Below are 26,181 nucleotides of genomic sequence, written 5' to 3'. Positions count from 1 at the left end.
TAAAGATTTATAGGTAACCCTGTCTTTTACGGCAAGGTTACCTTTTTGTGTTTCATCAAGAGGTAAAGGAGGACTAATATGGCAACTAAAATACAAAGCTATGCACAATTGGCAGAAGATACAGCTAAAAGCTTAACTAGAAGCCTTGCAGACTGGACAGGTTTTCTGACCACTGTGGGAAGGCTATATAAATATCCTTATCATGACCAGCTCATGATTTATGCACAAAGACCTGATGCTACGGGTTGTGCAGAGTATGACCTGTGGAACAATACCATGAATAGATATGTACGCCGTGGCTCAAAGGGAATTGCATTACTTGACTCCGCTGGAGATACCCTTAGATTAAGATATGTTTTTGATGTTTCTGATACAAGTAATAGAGAAAATTCTCGCTATCCTTATCTGTGGGACATGAAAGAACATCACAAAGAGCCGATTTTAGATATGCTAAAGGATAAGTATAATTTAGAGGAAAATAATTTTTTTGATGCTTTTTATAAGATTGCAAGAAATATGTCCAAGGAGTATTATGATAATCATAAAATAGATGTAGGCTATCTCATAGAAAACAGCTTTTTAGAAGAATATGATGAGGACAATCTACAAAAGGCTTTTGAAGATGCAGTAACTGTCAGCACTGCATATACCTTAATGAAAAGATGTGGATTGGATACTGATGAATACTTTGAACATGAGGATTTTTTACCAGTCTTTAATTTTAATACTGCTGATAGCGTAGCTCTATTAGGTACAGCAGTTAGTGAACAATCAGAGGAGATACTTAGAGAAATAGCTATTACCATTATTAAATCAGAACGTGAAAGGAGCGAGGAATATGAACGAAATAACTTACAAAAGGAACGGGGATTATCTGATACCCAACATCCAATTGACAGAGCAGAAGGACAAGAAGAAACAGATTCCACTAGGCAAATACGGAAGAATGAGGAAACAATATCTTCAGGAACACAGGAAACCATTATTCCATTCCCTACTCCTAGCGGAGAAACTGTTCCTTCATCTGCTGGAGATAGACAAGACGGCAAACAGACGGATGGAACAAATAATGAAGGACTTAAAGAAAGCACAGACTCAGACTCCACCGGACAAGATGAAACAGCAGATGGAATGGGTGGGATACATGAACAACCTGAAGGCACAAGCAGAGGAAATTATACTGGCGGAACTAATATACAGCTAAGTCTTTTCCCCACAGAACAAGAACAGATACAAAGAATAGCGGGGAAGGAAAGGATTAATAACACTTTTGCTTACTCCGCTTTTTCTATGCAACAAAATCAGATTGACTCTATATTAAGGACAGGAAGTAATAAAAATAATAGCTTACTAAGGATAGTTTCATTCTATCAAAAGGAAAAATCACTAGAAGAAAAGGCCGATTTTTTACAAAAAGAATACCAAGGTGGAAAAGGACTTTATATAGAAGAGCAAAAGCTATCTATATGGTTTCATGATGATGGTATTCATATGGCTAAGGGAGAAACTGCTCTTTATTCTAATTCAAAGCAAGTAATTAGTTGGACGGAAGTTGCCGAAAGGATTGAAGAACTTTTAAGAGATGGACAATATGTACCACAGGATATATTAGACAAGGCAGGAGCCTATGAAAGACAAGAGATTGCACAAAGGCTTTGGTATCTTCATCAGGATTTTTCTGATAAGGCAAGAAATAAATTTTTTGATGAAGAAATATTTAAAGGTGGCTTTCCAAGTTCCACTAATCATATAACACAGTTATTAGGTGATCCCAAGGAAAGAGAAACAATAATTGATATATTAAAACAGTTTAACTCTACTTATGAACAAGACCCTATAATCCTACGTTTTCACTTTCATAAACCACAAAGGCTACTCTCTAATTTGATGAATTTAGATTTACCAAGACGAGAATTTTCCTCTAACCTTGCTAATATTGATGATTTTACCATGTTCATCACACAGGACGAAGTAGACAAGGAATTTACAAGTGGAAGTGGTGTTCAAAATGGAAAATACCGTATTTATGAATATTTCACACAAGCACACAGTCCAAAAGAAAAAGCTGATTTCTTAAAACAAGAGTATGGTACAGGAGGCAGAAGTCATGCTCTTTCAGGAGCAGATAACAGTAATCAAATGCACGATGCAAAGGGCATTGTATATAGCCGTAGGGATGGGGATGATAAATTACTTTTAAACTGGGATAAAGTTGCCAAACGAATTGACTATCTTATTTCCATTGACCGCTATATGACTGCTGGAGAAAAGGAAAGGTTTGAAGAAAGACAGCGTGAAAAGGCTGGAATTATAGAAAGACCACCTGTTTCTGATACAAGAGATACTATAGAACGACCTATTGACTCCGGCCCCACTACTATCCCCATAGTAAATTCGGAGGAAAGTTTAAAACAAGAAGAAACAACTCAAGAAATGGCACAGGATATTACAGAAGAAATTATCCCTATTCCCTATAGTAAAGGTGATACCGTATATCTAGAAAATGGTACGCCTTTTTTAATTGAAGAAATCACGGATTATCGAATTACACTTCGTGATCCATCTTTGCTATATCCTATACTTAGGGCAGAAAGCAGAGAAAGTTTCTTACAACTATTAGAGCGTTATCCTCAATCAGAAGTATCAGGGGAAAAAGCTGAAAACTTTCGTATCACTGATGAGTATCTGGGTGAGGGGAGTAAAAGAGAAAAAATTGCAGGAAATATAAATGCCATTACTACCTTGCAGACCATAGAAAAAGAACAAAGACCTGCAACGAAAGAAGGACAAGAAATTCTATCTCACTATGTAGGTTGGGGTGGTTTATCTGAAGTCTTTGATAAGGACAACAATAGTTTCAGTAACGAGTATGCACAGTTAAAATCCTTACTATCCGAAGATGAGTACAGTATGGCAAGAGCATCTACCTTAAATGCCCACTATACAAGCCCCCTAGTTATTAAGGCTATTTATGATGTAGTAGATAGGATGGGATTTACTACAGGTAATATATTAGAGCCTGCCTGTGGAATTGGAAATTTCTTTGGTATGCTCCCCGATAAAATGCAAAATTCTAATCTATACGGTATTGAATTAGATAGTATTACAGGTAGAATTGCAAAACAGCTTTACCCCAAAGCTCATATATCTATATCTGGATTTGAAAAAACAGAGTTACCTGATAGCTTTTTTGATCTTGCTATTGGCAATGTACCCTTTGGAAATTACAAATTAAGTGAGAAAAAATATGATAATCTTAACTTCCTTATTCACGACCATTTCTTTGCAAAAACCTTAGATAAAGTCCGTCCCGGAGGGGTAGTTGCCTTTATTACCTCAAAGGGAACAATGGATAAGCAAAGCCCAGATGTTCGCCGATATCTTGCACAGAGAGCTGAATTACTTGGTGCAATTAGACTTCCTAACAATGCCTTTAAAAATGCAGGGACAGAGGTTACAAGTGATATTATCTTTCTGCAAAAGCGGGACAGACTCATTGATATAGATAGGGATTGGATTCATCTTAATACTAATGAGGACGATATTGTCCTAAACAATTATTTTGTAGATAATCCTGAAATGATTTTAGGAAGGATGGAGATGAAAAGTGGTCCCTTTGGTATGGAAAGCACTTGCATACCCCTTCCCAATGCTGACCTTGCAGAGCAGTTAAATCTAGCTATTCAAAATATTGAAGGAAGTATAAGAGAAATGGAACTACCTGATATGGAGGTGGGTACAAATAATTCTATCCCTGCTGACCCTACAGTTAAAAACTTCTCCTATACCCTTGTAGACGGGGAAGTATATTACCGTGAGAACTCTCGTATGGTAAAACCAAATACTAATGAAACTGCAAAAGAAAGAATTAAAGGAATGATAGGGCTTAGGGAGTGTGTAGATAATCTTATTTACTATCAACTGGAGGATTATAGTGAGGAAACCATTAAAGGGGAACAGGAAACCCTAAATCGGCTTTATGATAACTTTACTGCAAAATATGGACTCATCAATAGTCGTGGCAACAGCCTTGCCTTTAGTGATGACAACTCTTACTATCTCCTTTGCTCCCTTGAAGATATAGATGAAAACGGCAATCTAAAAGCCAAAGCCGATATGTTTACCAAGCGTACCATTAAAAAGCGCATGACAGTCCATTCTGTAGATACTGCAAGTGAGGCATTGGCACTATCCATAGCTGAAAAAGCAAGGGTAGATATAGATTATATGGGTAAGCTGACTGGACTTACTGAGGAAGACCTTGCCAATGATTTAAGAGGTGTAATATTTCCTTTGCCTACTCCTCTTGATAGCCAAAGTTCCATAAACTATGTTACAGCAGATGAATATCTTTCTGGTAATGTAAGAGAAAAGCTTCATACTGCAAAGCTGGCAGCACAATCTTCAGATATGTTCAAACCTAATGTGGAGGCTTTAGAAGCTGCACAGCCAAAGGATTTAGATGCCTCTGAAATAGATGTCCGTCTTGGTGCTACTTGGATTGATAAGGAATATATTCAGCAGTTTATGTATGAGTTATTTGATACCCCTTATAGATTTCAGGGAGAGGTAGAAGTTAAATATGCTCCTTTTACTGCTGAATGGAATATAAGCAATAAAAATGCCGTTGGATATAATAATGTGGCCGCATATGTTACTTATGGAACAGATCGTGCCAACGCTTATAAAATTTTAGAAGATAGTTTAAATCTTAGAGATGTTCGTATTTATGACACTATTACCGATGCTGATGGCAAGGAAAAGCGTGTACTAAATAAGGATGCCACCACCTTGGCACAACAAAAACAACAAGCTATTAAGGATGAATTTCAGGATTGGATTTGGAAGGATGCAGATAGACGGCAGACCTTAGTAAAAACCTACAATGAAAAGTTTAACTCTATCCGTCCCCGTGAATACGATGGAAAGCATATTAATTTTGTAGGTATGAATCCTGAAATCACATTAAGACCCCATCAAGTAGATGCCATTGCCCATATTCTTTATGGAGATAATGTTCTCCTTGCCCATGAAGTAGGTGCAGGAAAAACCTTTGAAATGGTAGCTGCTGCTATGGAAAGTAAAAGGTTAGGACTCTGCCAAAAACCACTCTTTGTTGTACCCAATCATTTAACAGAACAATGGGCAAGTGAATTTCTAAGACTTTACCCTGCCACTAATATTTTAGTGGCCACAAAAAAAGATTTTGAAACAAGGAATAGAAAGAAGTTTTGTGCCAGAATTTCTACAGGTGAATATGATGCAGTAATCATTGGACACAGCCAATTTGAGCGTATCCCTATGTCCATTGAAAGGCAGGAACGCCTACTTCGTGAACAGATTGATGAAATCTTAGAAGGAATTGAAGAAGTAAAAGCAAGTGGCGGTGAACACTTTACTGTTAAACAGTTGGAAAGAACAAAAAAAGGCTTGGAGCAAAGGCTGGAAAAATTACAATCCCAAGAAAGAAAAGATGATGTTGTAACCTTTGAACAATTGGGTGTTGATAGGCTATATGTAGATGAGGCACATAATTACAAGAATCTATTTTTATATACTAAAATGCGTAATGTAGCAGGACTATCCACCACTGACGCTAAAAAATCTAGTGATATGTTTATGAAATGCCGTTATATGGATGAGTTAACAGGTGGTAAGGGTATTGTATTTGCTACAGGTACTCCAGTTTCAAACTCCATGACTGTGCGCCCATAAGGGGCTGTAATAATTTTACCTTGAGCAAGTAATAGGTAAAGATATCAAAGTAGATGTAAAGTCTACAACCTATCATCACCCGACTTATCCGAAATGGGAAACCTGACGGGGAGTGCAGCATGTCGGAGGACACGAAATACCGAAACTTCCAAGGCGTTTGCGTGGTAGTGATGAAAAGTTATGAATAAGGATGAAAGCTAAACTGCCTAAATGATAGTCGGAGGTTGGGCAAAATGTTGCTCCATGGGTATGGAAGTTAAACTCCCATGTATTTTGGTGAATATGAGTCAGTCATGCGTATTCACAAGATATCCAAATTAAACTAGCCACAAGAAGTGGAAAACGACGAAAGTCACATCCGAAATCATAACAAGCTTATGTTATTACAGTTCTAAAAGGGGATTACCTAAGACAAAATGCCAATAAATTGGCTATAAGTGCTATGAAAAAAAGCGACTTTGAATATTTGTTAGGGTAACAGAGTCTTCGTAGTAGTCCGAGGACGGGAAAGCCGTCCACATGGCGAAGGGAGACAGTTTTTCTTCAATACAATAAAAAAGGAAAGGTGCGTGAGGCATTATGAGAAGTCCCGAAAATGTATTGAAAAGTTTAAGTGAACAAGCAACAAAAGAAAACTATAGGTTTGAAAGGTTATATCGCAACCTATATAATCCAGAATTCTATCTACTTGCATATCAAAATATTGCTATCTCACAGGGTAGTATGACAGCAGGGTCAGATGGACTTACTCTTGATGGTATGAGCATGGAGCGTATTGAAAATATTATTGCAAGATTAAAAGACCACTCATACCAACCAAACCCAGCAAGGCGTGTCTACATTGCAAAGAAAAATAGCAAGAAAAAACGACCTTTGGGTATTCCGTCAACTGATGACAAGCTAATACAAGAAGTCATCAGAATGATATTAGAAGCAATCTATGAACCAACGTTTTCTAATAACTCACATGGTTTTAGACCTAACCGAAGTTGTCATACGGCATTAAGAGAGGTTGTTACAATTTTTACTGGTGCTAAATGGATAATTGAGGGTGATATTAAGGCTTGTTTCGATAGTTTTGACCACCATGTAACCGTAAATCTTCTAAGAAGACGCATTGATGATGAGGCATTTATATCTCTAATGTGGAAATTTCTAAGAGCAGGATATATGGAGCAATGGATATACCATACGACATACTCTGGCTCTCCACAAGGGTCGGGCATGAGTCCGATAATATCAAATATATATTTACATGAGCTTGATATATTTATGGAAGAGCTGAAAAATGAATTCGATATGGGAGAAACAAGAAAGCGCAAGGTACACGAAGACCATGAGAAAGTCCGTTGGGCTTATAGAAAATCAAAGAAAAACTTAGAAAATAATCGTAATGAGGAAAATATAAAGACATTTAAAGAAGCTCGAAAAACTATGTTGTCTACTCCACATTTAGATGAAATGGATAATAGTTTTAAGCGTATACAATACAACCGTTATGCTGATGATTTTTTAATTTCCATAACAGGTTCAAAAGAAGACGCACAAAAAATAAAAGAGTTAGTAAGAGTGTTTTTACAAGATACCCTCAAGCTTACGATGTCAGAAGAAAAGACTCATATTACCCACTCCTCTAAAATGGTGCGATATCTAGGTTACGATATTAGAGTATCTAGGAGTCAAGATTTTAAACGCACCAAGAAAGGATTACAACGTGTATGGTATGGGAAGGTACAACTATATGTACCTAAAGAAAAATGGATTTCTAAGTTGCACGAATACAAGGCTTTGAAAATCAAAAAAGACGGAAATGGTAAAGAAATCTGGAAACCAATTCATAGGGGTGCATTAATGCCCTTGGATGAAGTTGCAATCATCAGTAAATATAATTCAGAAATCAGAGGACTATACAATTATTATCGCATGGCAATCAATGCTTGCAACTTAGGTAAATTTCATTCTATTATGCGTGGAAGTTGTCTAAAAACATTGGCTGCTAAATACAACTCATCTGTTATGAAAATGTATACAAAATATCGCAGTAAAAATGCAGACTTTGGTGCTAATTATAAGACAAAAAGTGGAATAAAACGCTGTGAGTTTTATAATGATGGATTTAAAAGGGATAAAAGTGATGCCCCACAATTTGCCGATATAATGCCACAATACAGAGTCCAAATAAGACCTAACAGTCTTGCTGGTAGGCTTAAAAGTGGTGTTTGTGAAGCTTGTGGAGCAAACTCTATCAAAGTATATATGCACCATGTAAAACGTATGAAAGACTTAAATGCTGATAATAAATTTGAATTGTTGATGATTGAAAAAAGACGGAAATCTTTGGCTTTATGCCCAAAATGTTATGAAGAAGTAAAGAAAAAAATCACTTAAACTATGAAAAATGGCGAGCCGTGTACGCTGAGAGGCGTAAGCACGGTTCTGAAGGGGGTTACACCAAGACCGCTGATGAAAATTAGTATGGCGTGGTGTTGCCTACCTTATGAACTATATACTATGATGCGATATCTTCAATATTCCACGCTACAGCGTAACGGACTTGTTCACTTTGATAGTTGGGCAAGTACCTTTGGAGAAACTGTGACCGCTATTGAACTTGCACCTGAAGGGACAGGCTACAGGGCAAGGACTAGATTCTCAAAATTCTTTAATCTTCCTGAACTTATGGCAATGTTTAAAGAGGTGGCGGATATTAAAACGGCTGACCAGTTAAATCTACCTACCCCTAAAGCAAATTATCATACCATTGCGGTAAAGCCTACAGAAATACAGGAGGAAATGGTTAAAGATCTATCTGATAGAGCTGCTGATATTCATGCAAATAAGGTTGACCCTTCTGTTGACAATATGTTGAAAATAACATCGGATGGACGGAAGCTAGGACTTGATCAGCGTATTGTCAATCCTTTACTTCCTGATGATGAAAGTAGTAAGGTAAATGCCTGCATCAATAATATTTATAATATATGGGATAAAGGTAAACCTGAAAAACTGACCCAGCTTGTTTTCTGCGATATATCTACTCCAAAAGGTAGAAAGGCACAAGGACAAAGGGTGGCAGAAGCTGGAAACAAAACCATTAATGGTACAGAGCTTTATGCCTTAGCAGAAACTTTACCCCATGATAAAACTAATTATACAGCTACATTCAATATCTATGATGATATTAGAGATAAGCTGGTGGCAAAGGGTGTACCTGCCCATGAAGTAGCCTTTATCCATGAGGCAAATACAGAAGTTAGAAAGAAGGAACTATTTTCTAAGGTGCGTAATGGAGATGTTCGGGTGCTTATTGGTAGTACCCAAAAATGCGGTGCGGGAACAAATATACAGGACCGTCTGGTAGCCTTGCATGACCTTGATTGTCCGTGGCGACCAGGGGACTTAACACAGAGAGCGGGAAGAATTGAAAGACAGGGAAATATGAATGATGAAGTAGATATTTTCCGCTATGTAACAGAGGCTACATTTGATGCGTATTTATGGCAAACGGTGGAAAATAAGCAGAAGTATATCTCACAGATTATGACTTCAAAAAGTCCTGTTCGTTCCTGTGAAGATGTGGATGAAGCGGCTTTATCTTATGCAGAAATTAAAGCCCTATGTGCCGGTAATCCAAAGATCAAAGAAAAGATGGATTTGGATATTGATGTGGCAAAACTAAAGCTTTTAAAAGCAAACCATCAGAGTAATCAGTACCGTTTAGAGGATAATCTATTAAAATACTTTCCTGAAAATATAGAAAAGAACAAGGGATTTATTAAAGGATTTGAACAGGATTTAAAGACACTTTCAGAAAACATTCCAGCTGAAGGTGAGTTTTTGCCAATGGTGATTAAAAATAGAACCCTTACAGATAAGGAGAAGGCAGGAGCTGCTTTACTTGAAGTTTGTAAAGAAGTAAGAGGCAAAGATCCAGTGGAAATAGGTGGCTATCGTGGTTTTAGCATGTATCTATCCTATGATGGCTTTTATAATGAATTTCAACTTAATTTAAAGGGAGTAATGAGCCATATAGCCAAATTGGGAGCTGATGCAAGGGGTAATCTTACGCGTATTGATAATACCCTTAGTAATATGGGAAGTAGATTAAATCATGTTAGAGATCAGCTTGAAAATCTCATTAAACAGCAAGAAGCAGCAAAGTCAGAGATTGGTAAGCCCTTTCTACAAGAGCAAGAATTAAAGGATAAAATTTCTAGGTTAGCTGTACTTGATACAGAGCTAAATATGGGTATAGAAGTATCAGGCTTGCAAGAACAGGCACAAAAAGAGAATCCTAAACCTGAACGCCCATCTGTATTAAATGGCTTAAAACAATCTCCACAACTAAATAGAGAATTTAAAGTTAAACAAGATAAATGTGCGGAGGTGAGGTGATGGTAAATCGTAAAAGAAATGTCCAACTACATTTTATGGTAACAGAGCATGAACGCAGTTTAATAGATGAAAAGATGGCTCAACTTGGCACAAAGAACATGGGAGCCTATCTCCGTAAAATGGCTATAGATGGCTATATTATCCACCTAGACCTATCAGATATACGAGAGCTAGTAACACTCCTTCGTCGTACTAGCAACAGCTTAAATCAGCTTACAAAGCGTGTTCATCAGACAGGAAATATCTATGGTGAGGATATAGAGGCACTTAGGGAAAGCTATGACAGGCTTTGGGATACGGCAGATGAAATACTGTTAAGACTTTCTACAATTTAAAATTCATATGATAGACAATATATTTTTATTTGGTATGTTTTTTATATAAAGTATCATAGAAAAAGGGGGACTTGATGGTGAGGATACTACTTAAAATATTATTATTTCCAATTACCCTGTCATTGACTATTATCTTGCTATTTTCTGAATTTATATGCCTATTTGGAACAATGTTTCTTTCCATTTTAGCACTACTTTTATTTGCATTAGCCTTGGGGACTATGATTATTTTAAAGGATATGAAGGATGGATTAAGAGCAATGGTACTTGCCTATCTTATTAGTCCCTTTGGGATACCTATCCTTGCCTCTTGGCTAATAGGAAAGATAGGGCAGGTAAATGAACGGTTAAAAGCTATTTAATTATTAATAAGGGTGGAGGTATTTTTAGGCTTTCATCCTTAACTGACACACAGCAGGAGTGCCAGCGAAATAGTTTTCAAAATTTAGATATAGCATCTATATTAGTTTTTTTACTCATTCTTATTTAAAAAAATAAAAAAGATTAGCTAAAAATGTAATTTATGAACAAAAATTAATTATAAAATAAACATATTTAGAGCAACCAAGCAGATAATGTGAGGTTGCTTTTTAGTATGTTATCTTTATAAATAGATTATATTGTAATATGCTATAGCTTTTGATATACTATATTGTATTAGTTATCTTATGATGAGGTGATGTTAATGGAGTTAAGTGAAATAATTAAAACTATACGTTTAGAATTGGGACTATCCCAAGAAGGGCTTGCACGGGAACTTCATGTTGGATTTACTTCTGTAAATCGATGGGAAAACAATCGCACAAAACCAAACCAAATTGCTCGCCATGCTTTAATTGAACTTTGCAAAAATAAAAATATAAGACCCGAATTAATTACCTTGTTTTTAGAAGCAAAATAGATATTATAGTTTAGAAAATGGAAAATACAGAATATAAGGAGGTTCCGCTATGAAGTCAGAAAAGCAAATTGAATTGGAATTTATTCAAAAACTACAAGACTTAAAATATACATATCGAGAAGATATTCGAGATAAATCTTCTCTTGAAGTTAATTTTAGAAGACATTTTGAAAGATTGAATCGTGTTAAATTAAGTGATTCTGAATTTGCCCGATTAAAGGATAGTATTATCACAGCGGATGTGTTCGCTGCTGCTAAAACATTACGAGAAATCAATACTTTTAAGCGTGATGATGACACACCCTTGCAATATACTCTGGTAAATATTAAAGACTGGTGTAAAAACGAATTTGAAATAATAAATCAGTTACGTATAAACACAGACAATAGTAACCATAGATATGATGTAATTATTCTTATTAATGGGATTCCTGTTGTTCAGGTTGAATTAAAGACACTCCACATCACACCTAAAAAGGCAATGGAACAAATTGTAGATTATAAAAACGATCAAGGAAATGGTTACAGCAATTCGCTTCTTTGTTTTATGCAACTTTTTATTGTTAGCAATGAAACAAAGACATACTACTTTGCAAATAATCACAAGGAACATTTTTGCTTTAATGCAGATGAAAGATTTTTACCAATCTATGAATTTGCTGATAAGGATAACAGAAAGATAACCAATTTGTACGAATTTGCAGATAGATTTTTACAAAAATGCACCCTGGGGCAATTAATTAGTAGATATATGGTTTTAGTAGTAAGTGAGCAAAAGATGATGATTATGCGGCCTTACCAGATTTATGCTGTTAAGGAAATTATGAATTGTATAGACCAAAATCGTGGTAACGGATATATTTGGCATACAACTGGAAGTGGAAAAACACTCACTTCTTTTAAGGCATCAACACTTTTGAAAGATAACCCCGAAATAGAAAAATGTTTATTCGTTGTGGACAGAAAAGACCTTGATAGGCAAACACGCTTAGAGTTTAATAAATTTCAAGAAGGATGCGTTGAGGAAAATACAAATACTGAAAGTTTAGTCAGGCGTCTTACATCTGATGATTACAAAGATAAGGTGATTGTTACCACCATCCAAAAGCTTGGACTTGCTCTTGATGATAACAGCAAGCGTAATAGGGATAAAAAGAAAAGAGGTGTACTTACTTTTAAAGAAAGGTTAGAGAAACTTAGTGGTAAGAGAATGGCCATTATTTTTGATGAATGCCATCGCTCTCAGTTTGGTGATAACCACGATGCAATAAAGACCTTTTTCCCGAAAGCACAGCTATTCGGTTTTACTGGGACACCGATTTTTGAAGCAAACTCAACATTTAAGCAAGTAGATGGTACTGTAGGCTCTTATAGAACGACAAAGGATGTTTTTCAGCAAGAACTTCATTCCTATACCATAACAAATGCGATTGATGATGGAAATGTACTACGCTTTCATATTGATTATTTTAAACCAGAAGATCAAAAAATAGCTGCAAAAATATCCTCAAAGGAATATAAACAGGCAGTTGTTGAAGCGATTTTATCAAAACATGATGCAGCAACCTATAACAGACGGTATAATGCAATTTTTGCTACAGCTTCAATCAATGATGCAATTGAATATTTCGGATTATTTAAGGAATTACAAGAAGAACGCAAAAAAAATGAAGATGACTTTATTCCACTGAATATTGCGTGTGTGTTTTCTCCACCAGCAGAGGGAAATAAAGATGTGAAACAGCTTCAAGAAGATCTTGTTCAAGAAAAAACTGATAATGAGCATGAGCCAGATAAGAAAAAGGAAGCACTTAAAGATATTATTGATGATTATAGCATTAAATATAATACTACCCACAGCATAAATGAATTTGACTTGTATTATCAGGATGTGCAAAAGCGTATTAAAGACCAACAATATACAAATGCAGATTATCCACATAAAAACAAGATTGATATAATTATTGTTGTAGATATGCTATTAACAGGTTTTGATTCAAAGTATTTAAATACATTGTATGTGGATAAAAACTTAAAACAACATGGCTTAATTCAGGCCTTTTCAAGAACAAATCGTGTTTTAAATCCAACAAAGCCTTATGGTAATATCATTGATTTTAGAGGACATGAAAATGAGGTCAATGATGCTATCACACTTTTTTCTGGCAAGGAAAACAGCGAGAAAGTAAAGGAAATTTGGCTGGTTGATCCAGCTCCTACTGTGGTTAAAAAGTTGGATAAAGCTATTTCAGAGCTTGGGAAATTTATGGAATCACAGGGATTGGAGTGTAAACCAGAAGAAGTAAGCAACTTAAAGGGAGATATAGCACGTGCACGATTTATAGAGAAATTTAAAGAGGTGCAAAGATTTAAGACTCAGCTTGACCAATATACCGATATAAAAGAAGAACAAACTGAAAAAATTAAGGAATTGATGCCAGAGGATACTTTGCGTGCATTCCGCGGAGCTTATATTGAAACTGCTTTAAGGTTAAAGGAGCAACAAGTCAAGAATATTATGGATAAATCACCAGAGCTCAAAGAGATCGATTTTGAGTTTGTTCTCTTCTCTTCTGCCATTATTGATTATGATTATATCATGTCATTGATTTCAAAGTACACACAATCCGATGTACCTAAAAAAGAAAAAATGACTAAGAAAGAATTAATAGATCTTATTGCCTCTACATCCAACTTGATGGAAGAAAGAAGGGATATTGAAGAATATATTGAAGAACTTGATAAGTATATTAAAACGTTTGAAGGTGGTAAGGGCTTAGATGAGATAGAGATAAGAGAGGGTTATCAAAAGTTTAAAGCACAAAAATCATCAAAGGAATTAGAAGAAGTAGCAAATAAACATGGTATTGAACTAAAATATTTGGAATTTTTTGTTGACGGAATAATGGGTCGCATGATTTTTGATGGTGAAAAATTAAATGACTTATTAGAACCTCTTGGTCTAGGTTGGAGAGAAAGAACTAAGAAAGAACTAGAGCTAATGGATGATTTAATTCCGTTGCTTAAGAAAATAGCAAATGGACGTGAGATTGTGGGGTTGAAAGCATATGAGTAAGAATAAAAAAATGATAGTTCCAAAATTAAGATTTTTTCAATTCAAAAATCACCCTGCATGGAGCATTGATAAATTAGGCAACTTAGCAGTTGCTATAAATGAACGTGCAGGCACAAAGAAATACATTCTTATGAGTGTTACTTCAGGCGTAGGGTTAGTACCCCAAGTCGAAAAATTTGGCAGGGAAATTGCTGGGAGTTCATATAAAAATTATTATGTAATAAAGGAAAATGACTTTGCTTATAATAAAAGTGCTACAAAGCAATTTCCAGAAGGTTATATTTCGATGCTTACGGGGTATAAAGAAGCTGCATTACCCAATAGCATTTTTACTTGTTTTCGTATTGCAAATAGGGGATGCGATTTAAAGTTTTTTGATCATCTTTTTCAAAATAACTATCATGGTTCTTGGTTGCGAAAATATATTGAGGTTGGTGGTCGTGCCCATGGTGCATTAAGCTTTAACATTAAACATTTGTGGGATATGCCTATTGCATTACCAAGATTTGAAGAACAGCAAAAAATAGCAGACTGTCTAACTTCCCTTGATGAGCTTATAGCTACTGAGGATAAAAAGTTATCGACTCTTAGAGAACATAAAAAAGGCTTAATGCAAAAGCTTTTCCCAACTGAAGGCGAAGCTTTACCTGAATGGAGATTTCCGGAGTTTAGGAGCACTGGGGAATGGAATTATAGTGAAATGGATAAAGAAGCAACGATTGTAATGGGATCTTCTCCTAAGTCTGAATTTTATAACGAAAATAATAATGGTTTACCTTTAATACAAGGTAATGCAGATATAAAAAATCGTGTGTCAGCTCCAAGAATTTTTACATCGCAATTAACTCAAGAGTGTCAAATAGGTGACATCCTTATTAGTGTCCGAGCTCCTGCTGGAACTGTTGCAATGTCCATACATCACGCTTGTATTGGTCGGGGAATAGCAGCTATTAGAGCAAATAAGAATAATTCACAGGAGTTCATTTATCAATGGTTATTTTCTTTTGAATCTCAATGGCATAAAGTATCACAAGGTGGAACTTTTGATGCAATTAATAGTAGTGACATAAGGAAATTAAAAATAAGACTGCCCTTTAAACATGAACAACAAAAAATAGCGAATTGTCTTTCTAGCATAGACGAGCTCATTGACGCACAGATAGAGAAAATTGAAACTTTGAAAACCCATAAAGCAGGATTAATGCAAGGACTATTTCTTTCTATAGAGGAGGTGGGAGAATGAGTATAGACATTCCATCTAAATTTACTAAAGAGGAATTTAATAAGCTAACTAACAAGAAACTTAACAATAATGATTTCCAGCAATATAAAAAGATAATTACTGAAAATTACAAAAGACCTAAAGGTTCAGAGGAATATGCTTTAAAAGATAGCTTATCTCCAGAAGTACTTGAAAAGATAGATTTTATACTTAAAAGAATAGGGAATAAACAATTTAACTCATTGAAAGAAACTGCTGAATATTTTAGGTTATTGCTAGATGAAAAGAAGTATATTGTACTGTTTGCCTATAATGGTACAGGAAAAACAAGACTTTCAGTAGAGTTCAAATCATTAGGACAAGAGCTAAACGATGAAACTGGGGAAAAGACTGCTGATACTCTGTATTACAATGCCTTTACTGAAGATTTATTCTATTGGGATAATGATTTAGAAAATGATACAGATCGTATACTAAAGCTAAATAGTAGTTCTCGTTTTTTTGCAGGTCTAAAAGAGCTCGAAATGGAAAGTAGGATTCGACCCCTACTACATAGGTATGTTGATATTGATTTCTCCATTGATTACGAAAGAATGGAAATTAGGTTTTGGAGAAATGTGATTATCTCAGGTATGCAACAAAGAATTGATAATATTAAAATATCTCGTGGAGAAGAAAATATCTTTGTTTGGTGTTTTTTTATTGCAATCGTTCAACTAGTGGTGGATAAGGTGGAATCATACAATTGGGTAAAGTATATTTTTGTTGATGATCCTATATCTTCTTTAGATGATAATAATGTAATTGCAGTTGCAAGTCATCTAGCACAATTAATGAGTGGTACTGATATTAGAATCATTGTTTCATCTCATCATACATTATTTTTTAATGTTCTATGTAATGAGATAAATAAAGCTGAACAATTATTCTTACAAAAGGATATCACTAATGGTATGTATGTTTTAAAAGATACCAGAAAAACTCCGTTTTTTCATCATGTTGCTTTATTAAAGGAATTAAAAAAGGCATCTGATACAGGAGAATTGTATACATACCACTTTAACATTTTGAGGAATATTTTGGAAAAAACGGCATCTTTTCATGGATTTGCACACTTTTCTGCATGTATAAGAAAGGGTGAGGATGAGGATGAGCCTGTTTACACAAGAATAATAAATCTATTGAGCCATGGTAATTATTCTTTGTTTGATCCTAAAGAAATGGTTGAAGAGAATAAAGAATATTTCAAGAATATATTAAATAACTTTTTAGATGACTATAATTTTAATAAGAAATTATTTGAAGATAATCAAGTTTAGGAGGGTCAGATATGAATGATTTACAACAAAAACAATTAGGGGCAACCCTGTGGGGAATTGCTGATAAGTTGCGGGGAGCAATGAATGCGGATGACTTTCGTGACTATATGCTATCCTTTCTTTTTCTTCGTTATCTTTCTGATAATTATGAGGAATCAGCGAGAAAAGAGCTTGGAAGTGATTATGTACAATGTGAAGAAGAAATTAACAAAATCTATAGTAGTGGAAATAAGGATGAAACTATTGATTTTTTAAAAGAACAGGTAGCAAATTACTTCAATACACAACAATTAGAAAAAAATGAGGAAAAAAAGAAAATTGAAGAACATCATGATTTACTTGACAGCAATAAGCTTACTCCACTTGCTCTTTGGTATAATAAAAACCTAGATCAAGTAACTATATTTGAAAAACAAATGCGCAGAAAAGTACATTTTGTGATTAAGCCTCAATACCTTTGGAGTAACATTTATGAGTTAGCACGAACACAAAGTAAATTACTTTTAAGGACTTTACAGGATGGATTTAAGTTTATAGAGAATGAATCTTTTGATAGTACTTTTCGAGGTTTGTTCTCTGAAGTTAATCTTGATTCTGATAAACTTGGTAAAACATATGAACTGAGAAATGAAATGCTGTGCTCGATTATAACAGAAATTGCAGAGGGACTTTCTGAGTTTTCAAATGAAATAGATCTTTTGGGAAATGCCTATGAATACTTAATAGGTCAGTTTGCCGCAGGTTCAGGCAAAAAAGCTGGAGAGTTTTATACTCCTCAACAAGTTTCAACAATCCTTTCTCGAATCGTTATACTTGATAGTCATACACCTGAAAATGGCAAAAAGAAATATATCAATAATTTATTGGACTTTGCGTGTGGCTCGGGCTCACTTCTAATAAATGTTAAAAAACAACTAGAGCCAAATAGTATTGGGCAAATATATGGTCAAGAAAAGAACATCACAACTTACAACCTTGCTCGTATGAATATGCTTCTTCATGGATTCAAGGATACTGAGTTTCAAATATTTCATGGAGATTCACTGACGAATGATTGGGATATATTAAGTGAAATGAATCCAGCAAAAAAAATAGAATTTGATGCTGTGGTTGCTAATCCACCCTTTAGCTATCGTTGGGATCCAACAGATACACTTGCAGAAGACTTCCGATTCAAAAGTTATGGGCTTGCTCCAAAATCAGCAGCTGATTTTGCATTTTTATTGCACGGTTTTCACTTTTTAAGTGAACAAGGCACTATGGCTATTATCTTGCCTCATGGAGTTTTATTTCGTGGTGGTGTGGAAGAAAAAATTAGAACTAAATTACTCAAAGATGGCAATATCGATACAATAATAGGATTGCCCGCTAATTTATTTTTTTCAACAGGTATTCCAGTTTGTATTTTAGTGTTGAAAAAATGTAAGAAAGAAAATGATGTGTTATTTATTAATGCGAGCGAATATTTTGAAAAAGGTAAACGCCAGAATGTTCTCTTACCTGAGCATATTGATAAAATCGTAGAAACATATCAATTCCGGAAAGAAGATGATAAAAAGTATTCTCGTCGTGTATCTATGGAAGAAATCGAAAAAAATGATTTTAACCTAAATATATCAAGATACGTTAGCACGGCTGAGGAAGAAGAAATTATTGACCTTGCGAATGTAAAGAAAAATTTAGACAAGATTGAAGAGGATATAAATGAAGCTAAGATAAGACACAATCAGTTTTTAAAAGAGCTTGGTTTGCCAGAGTTAAAATAAGGTAAATTACTTTATTATGTGATTGTGACAATAATTAATTAAACGATTATCATTTATATTTATAAGAGTAGCTATTTTATAGTTAAGGGGTTATAGCTTATATCATTATTACACAAGATAACCTTTGAGAAGGGATTTTATTCAGTGTGAAATTAATAATATCATAAGAGAGCATATCCAATGAACATTTGGATATGCTACTTTTATTTGAGAAGGAGGTTATACTTATGGCAACGACTCGCTTAATTTCTATGCATAAAAACAAAGGGAAGTCTATTGCAAAATGTCTTGCAGACCGCATAGATTATGCATTAAATCCTGATAAAACCAATGATTGTGAATACATCAGCTCCTATGAATGCGACCCCAAAACCGTAAAGGGAGAAATTCTTTTATCCAAGCGAATCTATTCTGATATTACAGGTAGAAAGCAAGCAAATGATGTAATAGCTTATCAAATACGGCAGTCTTTTAAACCAGGTGAAGTTACACCAGAGCTTGCTAACAAAATCGGTTATGAGTTAGCCTTAAAGTTTACCAAAGGAAATCATGGATTTATTGTGGCTACCCATATAGATAAATCTCATATTCATAATCACATCATATATAATTCCACCTCTTTAGACTGTACAAAAAAGTTCAGAGATTTCTTAGGTTCTGGTAAAGCTGTACGGAAAATATCTGATCGCCTTTGCCTTGAAAACGGACTCTCTATTATTGAAAATCCAAAGCGTGGGAAAAACCATTATGGCAAATGGCTCGGAGATAAGAAACCCCTTACCCATTCACAAAAAATACGAGATAATATAGATGAAATACTTTCAAAAAAGACTTCAGATTTTGATGATTTCCTATTGCAAATGGAACAGGAAGGTTACTCTATTAAACATGGAAAACATCTTGCCTTTAAGAACAAGGAACAAAAGAAATTTATCCGTTTGCGCTCTCTTGGAGAGGGATATTTAGAGGAAGAAATTAAGGAAATCGTTAAAGGTAAAAAACCTTTTATTAATAGAAAGAAAGCACCTGAAAAGTCACATTCTCATATCAATCTTTTAGTTGATATACAGGCAAAATTAAAATCAGGAAAAGGTGCTGGCTATGAACGGTGGGCAAAGATTTTTAACCTGAAGCAGATGGCACAGACTATTAATTTTCTAACGGAAAACAATCTGCTTGTCTATGAAGATTTAGAGAAAAAAGCACAGACTTCAACCGAAAAATTCAATCAATTATCAGCTCAAATTAAAGCCACTGAAAAGCGTATGACAGAGATAGGAAACCTTAAAACTCATATTATAAATTATTCAAAAACCCGAGATACTTATACCGCTTATCGTAAGGCAGGATACTCTAAGAAATTCTATGAAGAACATACTACTGATTTACTTTTACACAAAGCTGCAAAGGCTGCATTTGATGAATTAGAGGGTAAGAAAATATCCACGCTAAAGGCTTTGCAAACAGAATATTCTCAACTGCTCTCTAAAAAGAAAAAGGCTTATGCAAGATACCATTCCATAAAAAAAGAGATGAAAAATGTATTGACTGCAAAGGCAAATGTTGACCGCCTTTTAGGTGAAAATATACCAGATAAGGAAAAAGAAAAACACAAAGAACAAAGGTAATCTCGATTATGATTTTTCAGCTCCCAAAGGGAGCGTAGCCACACAATTTATTGTGTGTTCAATGGGGATTGGGGATACTCCCCAACAAGCAGATTTGCAAAAATCCCGTAAGGAAATTTTGAGCAAAATCGCAAGGTGTGTACCACCTTGCCCTGCTTGCCATTATTATTTGGATATAAAGCATATAAGAAAAAGAACGGATATTTCCGTTCTTTACTCTGATTTGGATTCTTGTATTCCCTTTGCAGTAGCAGTCATAATCATTAAATCTTTACTATCCATTTCATCAATCAAACTTTCAAGTTGTCTACGTTGTGTTGATTTTTCTGTTTCTTTATTTGGAAAAAAGAATTGATCTACTGATACATCTAAAAGGGTGACCAGTTCATAAAAAATTTGCAAGCTTGGATGTTGTCCGCTGTTCTCAATAGACGCAATATATCGAGGGGCAATGTTCATCTTATCCGCTAATTGATTTCTTGATAATCCCTTCACATTCCTTGTTTCTTTTATTGCTTGACCTAAAGCCTTGAAATCATATTTATCTACTTTTTGTTTCATAATTTATTTCACCATACTACATTTTACTGTTCATCATTTCGTTTTGGATATGAGTACAGATATCACATATATGACTGTAATAAATCATACATTAGTTGAAATAAGTCGAGATTTTTGGTATTATAAAACACTCCACTATAACACCAGACTTTTATAGAGTGCTATAATACAAATTATAGGAGGTGATATGACTAATGAAAATATATAAAACATCAGAGGTCGCACAGATAATAGGCATACATCCGAATACTGTTAGACTTTATGAAGCGTATGAGCTTATACCAAAACCAGAACGTAAAAAAAATGGGTATAGAGTTTTTACAGATTTTCATATAGAGCAATTCAAACTTGCACGAACTGCTTTTGAAGTAGAGGTATTACAGAATGGTCTACGCAAAAAAGCAGTTGAGATTATTAGATTATCAGCGAAAAAGAAATTTGATGAAGCGATTTCTCTTGCTGAAGATTATTTGCAGCAAGTTAGAAAAGAGCAGATAAATGCTGAAGAAGCCATTGGAATTGTAAAAAAGATGTTGTTAGACACAGTTGTTGAAGAGGAGACAAGCGATTTATGTCTAACAAGAAAGGAAGCAGCTGACTATTTGCAAGTTACAATAGATACTTTAAGGAATTGGGAATTAAATGGTCTTTTGAGAATTAAGCGCAAGAAAAATGGATATAGGATATACACAGATGAAGATGTCAAACGATTGAAAATTATTCGATCACTTCGCTGTGCCAATTATTCTCTTACGGCAATTTTACGTATGTTAAGTGCATTATCTCGAGATCCTAAAACAAATTTAAAATTGGTAATAGATACACCTCAAGATGACGAAGATATTGTTTCTGCCTGCGATAATCTATTAACGTCATTGAGAATTGCTGAAAGAAATATGAAAATTATATTAGAACAACTTTATGAGTTTAAAGAAAGATTTTAAGTAACTCTACACTTTACCACCAGACTTTGTTTTGGTGGTATTATTTTTTCATAGAAAAGGAGGATGCAAATGAATGAATATATTGTTGTGAATGGAGCAAAAGGAAATAATTTAAAAAATATTTCTATTAAAATCCCCAAAAATAAACTTGTAGCTATAACTGGTTTGTCTGGTTCAGGCAAATCTACTTTAGCTTTTGAAACCCTTCAACATGAATGCCAAAGACTTTATATGGAATCACTAGGAATGGCAGTGGATTTAATACCCAGAACAAAAGTAGATAAAATTGAAGGGCTATCACCCTCAATCAGCATTGAACAACATCATGGTAACATGAATCCACGATCTACTGTGGGGACTTTTACTGATGTTTTATCATTTCTAAGAATTTTATTTTCTAAAATTGGTGAATATCCATGTTCTCATTGTGGAGAGATTATTTCACAGATTGAAATAAATGCAGAAGATATTAACAAAGTTCACCATTGTTCCAATTGCAAAAAGGCAGTAGAAGTACTGACAAAAAGAGATTTTTCTTTCAATACACCAGAAGGAGCGTGCCCTGTTTGCAATGGTCTTGGAATCACGAATGAAGTAAATCTTGAAATGCTGATTGATTATAACAAAAGTATTCGGGATGGAGCAATATTAGGATGGGATGAGATATATATCAATAGATATGGAAATTCAATGGTTAATGCAGGAAAACATTATGGATTTGAATTTAGTATGGATTTACCCATTCGAGATTACAACGATACACAAATTGCTCTGCTCTTGCATGGGGTTGAGGGGGATCAATTCAAAAAGATATATCCTGATATTAAAACACCTAGAACTGTACCTGATGGCAAATATGAAGGTGTTGTAACAAATTTGATGCGTCGTTATTCTGAAAAGAAAAGTGGTGTTGGAAAGCTAGAAAAATTCTTTGTCTCAACTATATGTTCTGCATGTAAGGGATCAAAACTAAAAGAGGAAAGCCGAAACGTTAGGGTTGATGGAAAAAATATAATAGAGATAAATAAGATGGAAATAGAAGATTGTTATAAATGGATGAATCACATTTTAGAGATTTTGTCTGACAGAGTAAAAGAAATGGTCTCTCCTATAATATTAGTAATTTTAGAAAAGTTTAGTAGACTTGTGGAAATAGGTGTTGGGTATCTAAGCTTAGACAGAGTAGTCTCAACTCTTTCAGCTGGAGAGTTACAGCGAATTCGACTCTCTACACTTCTTGGAACTGGTTTAACTGGAGTTTTATATGTGTTAGATGAACCAACTACTGGACTTCATGCAGCAGACAATAAAAAGTTGATTTTAATGCTTAAAAGATTACGGGATATGGGCAATACTGTATTGGTTGTAGAACATGATATAGATTTCATAGAAGCCTGTGATTACGTTATTGATATGGGACCTGGTGCGGGTAAATACGGTGGAACTATAGTGACTACTGGAACCCCTCATGAAGTTGCTAATCATAATAAATCAGTAACAGGTAAATATTTAAATAACAAAGCAACAATAATTTTTCATAAGAGGAATGAAGGAAATGGAAAATATATTCGAATAAAAGGAGCACGGGTTCATAATTTAAAGAATATAGATGTCGAAATACCATTAGGAAAATTGGTAACTATATCAGGAGTATCTGGATCTGGGAAATCCAGCTTATTGCTTGATGTATTATATCAGCATGTTCAAAATAAAAAGTTATCCCCTAAGGAGTGTGAAGGTATTTATGGACTAGATAATATAAAGGAGGTACTGATGATTGACCAGATGCCTATTGGGCGTTCCAGTAGATCAAATGCAGCTACCTATATTGATGTTTTTACATCAATCCGTGAATTGTTTGCTAACCTCTCTATATCAAAGGAGATGGGGTTAAAGGCTAAAGACTTTTCATTTAATACCCCAGGTGGAAGATGTGAGCAATGTGAAGGTAGTGGGGTAATAAAAGTATCAATGCACTTTATGCCAGATATAGAAGTTTCATGTCATGAATGTTTAGGAAAAAGATACAAAGATAATATTCTTGAGATAAAGTACAAATCTCATAATATTTCAGATATTCTTATGATGTCTATTGATGAAGCTTATAATGTTTTCAAAAGAGAGAGGCAAATAGCTGATAAGATTGAAATACTTAAAGAAGTAGGACTTGGATATCTTTCTCTGGGACAGTCTGCATCTACATTATCAGGTGGTGAAGCTCAAAGGGTAAAATTAGCGAAGGAATTAGCAAAGCCATCAACTGTAGATTCACTATATCTTTTGGATGAACCGACAACAGGATTACACCCACATGATGTTGAACGTCTAATTTATATGTTAAAGCGGATGGTTGCTCAAGGAAACTCTGTAGTTGTTATTGAACATAATGTTGATTTTATACGATCATCAGATTGGGTTATAGATATGGGTCTTGGAGGTGGACTAAATGGAGGAGAAATTATTGCTGAAGGACCACCTGAAACAATAAAAAATTCTATTGATTCTGTAACAGGTAAATTTTTATAGGAAAATACAAGTTAATGTACCCTACATTTTAACACCAGACTTATATCTGGTGTTAAAATTTTGGAGTACGATAAAAAAAGGAGGAACAATGGATATGGAAGTAACAATTAAGGTAGAAAATTTAAGCAAATCTTACCACAATGTTAAAGCGGTAGAAAACATAAATATTACTGTTTGTCGTGGTGAAGTTTTCGGATTGCTAGGTGCAAACGGCGCAGGAAAAAGCACAACGATTGAATGCATACTAGGTACGAAGAAGTATGATGGTGGAGCTGTATCTATTTTAGATATGAATCCCCAAACAGATCGTAAAAAGTTATTCGAAAAAGTAGGTGTTCAATTTCAAGAAGCAAATTATCAAGATAAAATTACTGTATTAGAGCTTTGTGAAGTCACGGCGTCGTTGTATAAAAAAGCAGCAGATTTCTATGATTTGTTAACGAAATTTGGGATTTGTGATAAGCTCAAAAGCCCTGTAACAGAGTTATCAGGAGGACAAAAACAACGTTTGTTTATTGTTCTTGCCCTCATTCCTAATCCAGAAGTTGTTTTTTTAGACGAGCTGACAACTGGACTTGACGCAAAAGCACGTCGGGATGTTTGGAAAATTCTTTCTGAATTAAAAGCAAAAGGACTAACTATCTTTTTAACTTCTCATTTTATGGACGAAGTAGAAGCCTTATGCGATTGCATTTGTATTTTGAAACAAGGGAAAATTGTATTTTACGGTACGGTATCAGAGGCTATTAACTCAAGCCCCTATGATAAATTGGAGGATACTTATCTTTGGTACACAGAAGAGGAGGGAAAGAATGAAAACTTTTAAGACAATGCTAAAAACAGAATTGAAACTCTCACTACGAGGAATGGATATGTTTATATTTGCAATATGTATGCCCCTTATAGTGTTAGTAATTCTTGGTATTATTTACGGAAATAAGCCAGCATTTGAAGGCGCAGAATATAGCTTTTTGGAACAGTCTTTTGGTGCACTTGCAACAATCGCAATTTGTGCAGGCGGTGTTATGGGGCTGCCATTAGTTATTTCAGACTATCGCAGTAAAAAAATATTAAAGCGTTTTAAGGTAACACCCGTTAGCTCATCAATGATTTTATTGGTTCAAGTTGTTATATACACGTTGTATGCAATTGCCTCACTGATACTGCTTTATTTCTCTGCAACAATATTTTTTGGCTATAAGGTTAAAGGTTCATTGCTCTATTTCTTGGGAGGTTATATTTTAGTAATCCTATCTATGTTCAGCATTGGAATGATGGTGGGTGGAATAGCTCCAAACAGTAAAATAGCAAGCGTAATTGCAAGCATATTATATTTCCCCATGCTTATATTTTCCGGAGCCACACTGCCATATGAAGTTATGCCCATAGCGCTTCAAAAGGTTGCTGATATTTTACCGCTGACACAGGGAATAAAACTCCTTAAAGCTGCATCTTTGGGCTTGGCAGTTGATAGCGTTTTAATTCCTATTATTATTATATCTACCCTTACTGTCATTTGCATTACTATTTCTCTAAAGTTTTTTAAATGGGAATAGATTTAAATAGTACGAATGGATAAACTGCCCTATTTGTAGTAAAAAACTCGTACGAAAATACGAATAGACACAATATACTCATAAATTTCCCATTGTATTATCCAAAGTGTAGACAAGAAAGCATAGTTAATATAAAACAATGTAATACATTAGTTATAAAAGAGTCAGACGCAAAGACGCAGAGCCAGTAATATGTGAGATAAATCATGGCTAGTGGCTATGTTTTTTGCTATCACT

At 34.7% G+C, this 26,181-nt stretch carries 16 protein-coding genes and 1 pseudogene; 16 read left to right on the top strand and 1 reads right to left on the bottom strand.

The features are described from left to right. Window positions 1-78: 78 nt before the first annotated feature. The 11 genes and pseudogenes from G7057_RS12025 to G7057_RS01100 all read left to right on the top strand — a co-directional run bounded on the left by G7057_RS12025 (window position 79) and on the right by G7057_RS01100 (window position 20,357). A complete protein-coding gene (locus tag G7057_RS12025) occupies window positions 79-5,715 on the top strand; it encodes a DEAD/DEAH box helicase family protein (protein WP_452170833.1) in 5,637 nt (1,878 codons plus the stop codon). Window positions 5,716-6,294: 579 nt separating this feature from the next. Beyond that, on the top strand, window positions 6,295-8,103 hold the full coding sequence (locus G7057_RS01145) for a reverse transcriptase/maturase family protein (protein WP_018579555.1): 1,809 nt from the start codon (window positions 6,295-6,297) through the stop codon (window positions 8,101-8,103). A 111-nt stretch (window positions 8,104-8,214) separates the two neighbouring features. Further along, window positions 8,215-10,110: pseudogene (locus G7057_RS01140) on the top strand (helicase-related protein); the annotation flags it as partial. After that, complete coding sequence (locus G7057_RS01135) at window positions 10,110-10,445, top strand: plasmid mobilization protein (RefSeq protein WP_166160650.1); 336 nt, start codon at window positions 10,110-10,112, stop codon at window positions 10,443-10,445. The pseudogene G7057_RS01140 and the gene G7057_RS01135, both read left to right, overlap by 1 nt. A gap of 74 nt (window positions 10,446-10,519) precedes the next feature. After that, entirely contained in the window at window positions 10,520-10,807 is a 288-nt protein-coding gene (locus G7057_RS01130) for a CD1845 family protein (RefSeq protein ID WP_166160649.1), read from the top strand. Window positions 10,808-11,130: 323 nt separating this feature from the next. Then, window positions 11,131-11,346: a helix-turn-helix domain-containing protein gene (locus G7057_RS01125; RefSeq protein ID WP_166160648.1), complete on the top strand. Its 216-nt coding sequence runs from the start codon at window positions 11,131-11,133 to the stop codon at window positions 11,344-11,346. A 49-nt stretch (window positions 11,347-11,395) separates the two neighbouring features. Continuing rightward, window positions 11,396-14,422 carry a type I restriction endonuclease subunit R gene (locus G7057_RS01120; protein ID WP_166160647.1) on the top strand — a complete coding sequence of 1,009 codons (3,027 nt, stop codon included), beginning with the start codon at window positions 11,396-11,398 and terminating at the stop codon, window positions 14,420-14,422. Then, window positions 14,415-15,665, top strand: a complete 1,251-nt coding sequence (locus G7057_RS01115) for a restriction endonuclease subunit S (protein WP_166160646.1) — start codon at window positions 14,415-14,417, stop codon at window positions 15,663-15,665. The genes G7057_RS01120 and G7057_RS01115 overlap by 8 nt, the downstream gene beginning before the upstream one ends. Further along, window positions 15,662-16,963, top strand: a complete 1,302-nt coding sequence (locus G7057_RS01110) for an AAA family ATPase (RefSeq protein WP_166160645.1) — start codon at window positions 15,662-15,664, stop codon at window positions 16,961-16,963. The genes G7057_RS01115 and G7057_RS01110 overlap by 4 nt, the downstream gene beginning before the upstream one ends. A gap of 11 nt (window positions 16,964-16,974) precedes the next feature. Beyond that, on the top strand, window positions 16,975-18,729 hold the full coding sequence (locus G7057_RS01105) for a type I restriction-modification system subunit M (RefSeq protein ID WP_166160644.1): 1,755 nt from the start codon (window positions 16,975-16,977) through the stop codon (window positions 18,727-18,729). 227 nt (window positions 18,730-18,956) lie between these two features. Continuing rightward, on the top strand, window positions 18,957-20,357 hold the full coding sequence (locus G7057_RS01100) for a relaxase/mobilization nuclease domain-containing protein (RefSeq protein WP_166160643.1): 1,401 nt from the start codon (window positions 18,957-18,959) through the stop codon (window positions 20,355-20,357). Between the two features lie 213 nt (window positions 20,358-20,570). On the opposite strand, the gene G7057_RS01095 is transcribed toward G7057_RS01100, so the two are convergent. Further along, window positions 20,571-20,918: a helix-turn-helix transcriptional regulator gene (locus tag G7057_RS01095; RefSeq protein ID WP_166160642.1), complete on the bottom strand. Its 348-nt coding sequence runs from the start codon at window positions 20,916-20,918 to the stop codon at window positions 20,571-20,573. A 194-nt stretch (window positions 20,919-21,112) separates the two neighbouring features. Here G7057_RS01095 and G7057_RS01090 point away from each other — a divergent pair, with 194 nt between their 5' ends. From G7057_RS01090 to G7057_RS12020, 5 genes are all read left to right on the top strand, one after another. Beyond that, window positions 21,113-21,862: a MerR family transcriptional regulator gene (locus G7057_RS01090; RefSeq protein ID WP_166160641.1), complete on the top strand. Its 750-nt coding sequence runs from the start codon at window positions 21,113-21,115 to the stop codon at window positions 21,860-21,862. A gap of 69 nt (window positions 21,863-21,931) precedes the next feature. Continuing rightward, window positions 21,932-24,388: an excinuclease ABC subunit UvrA gene (uvrA, locus tag G7057_RS01085; protein ID WP_166160640.1), complete on the top strand. Its 2,457-nt coding sequence runs from the start codon at window positions 21,932-21,934 to the stop codon at window positions 24,386-24,388. 94 nt (window positions 24,389-24,482) lie between these two features. After that, complete coding sequence (locus tag G7057_RS01080; protein WP_166160639.1) at window positions 24,483-25,214, top strand: ABC transporter ATP-binding protein; 732 nt, start codon at window positions 24,483-24,485, stop codon at window positions 25,212-25,214. Further along, window positions 25,201-25,944, top strand: coding sequence for an ABC transporter permease (locus tag G7057_RS01075; RefSeq protein WP_166160638.1), 744 nt, complete (start codon window positions 25,201-25,203; stop codon window positions 25,942-25,944). The genes G7057_RS01080 and G7057_RS01075 overlap by 14 nt, the downstream gene beginning before the upstream one ends. 92 nt (window positions 25,945-26,036) lie before the next feature. Next, entirely contained in the window at window positions 26,037-26,135 is a 99-nt protein-coding gene (locus G7057_RS12020) for a cysteine-rich KTR domain-containing protein (protein WP_452170827.1), read from the top strand. Window positions 26,136-26,181 lie beyond the last annotated feature (46 nt).

Origin of the sequence: Jeotgalibaca arthritidis (assembly GCF_011100465.1) — a bacterium.
Classification (GTDB): Bacteria; Bacillota; Bacilli; order Lactobacillales; family Aerococcaceae; genus Jeotgalibaca; species Jeotgalibaca arthritidis.
This window is presented reverse-complemented; position numbering and strand designations above follow the sequence as displayed.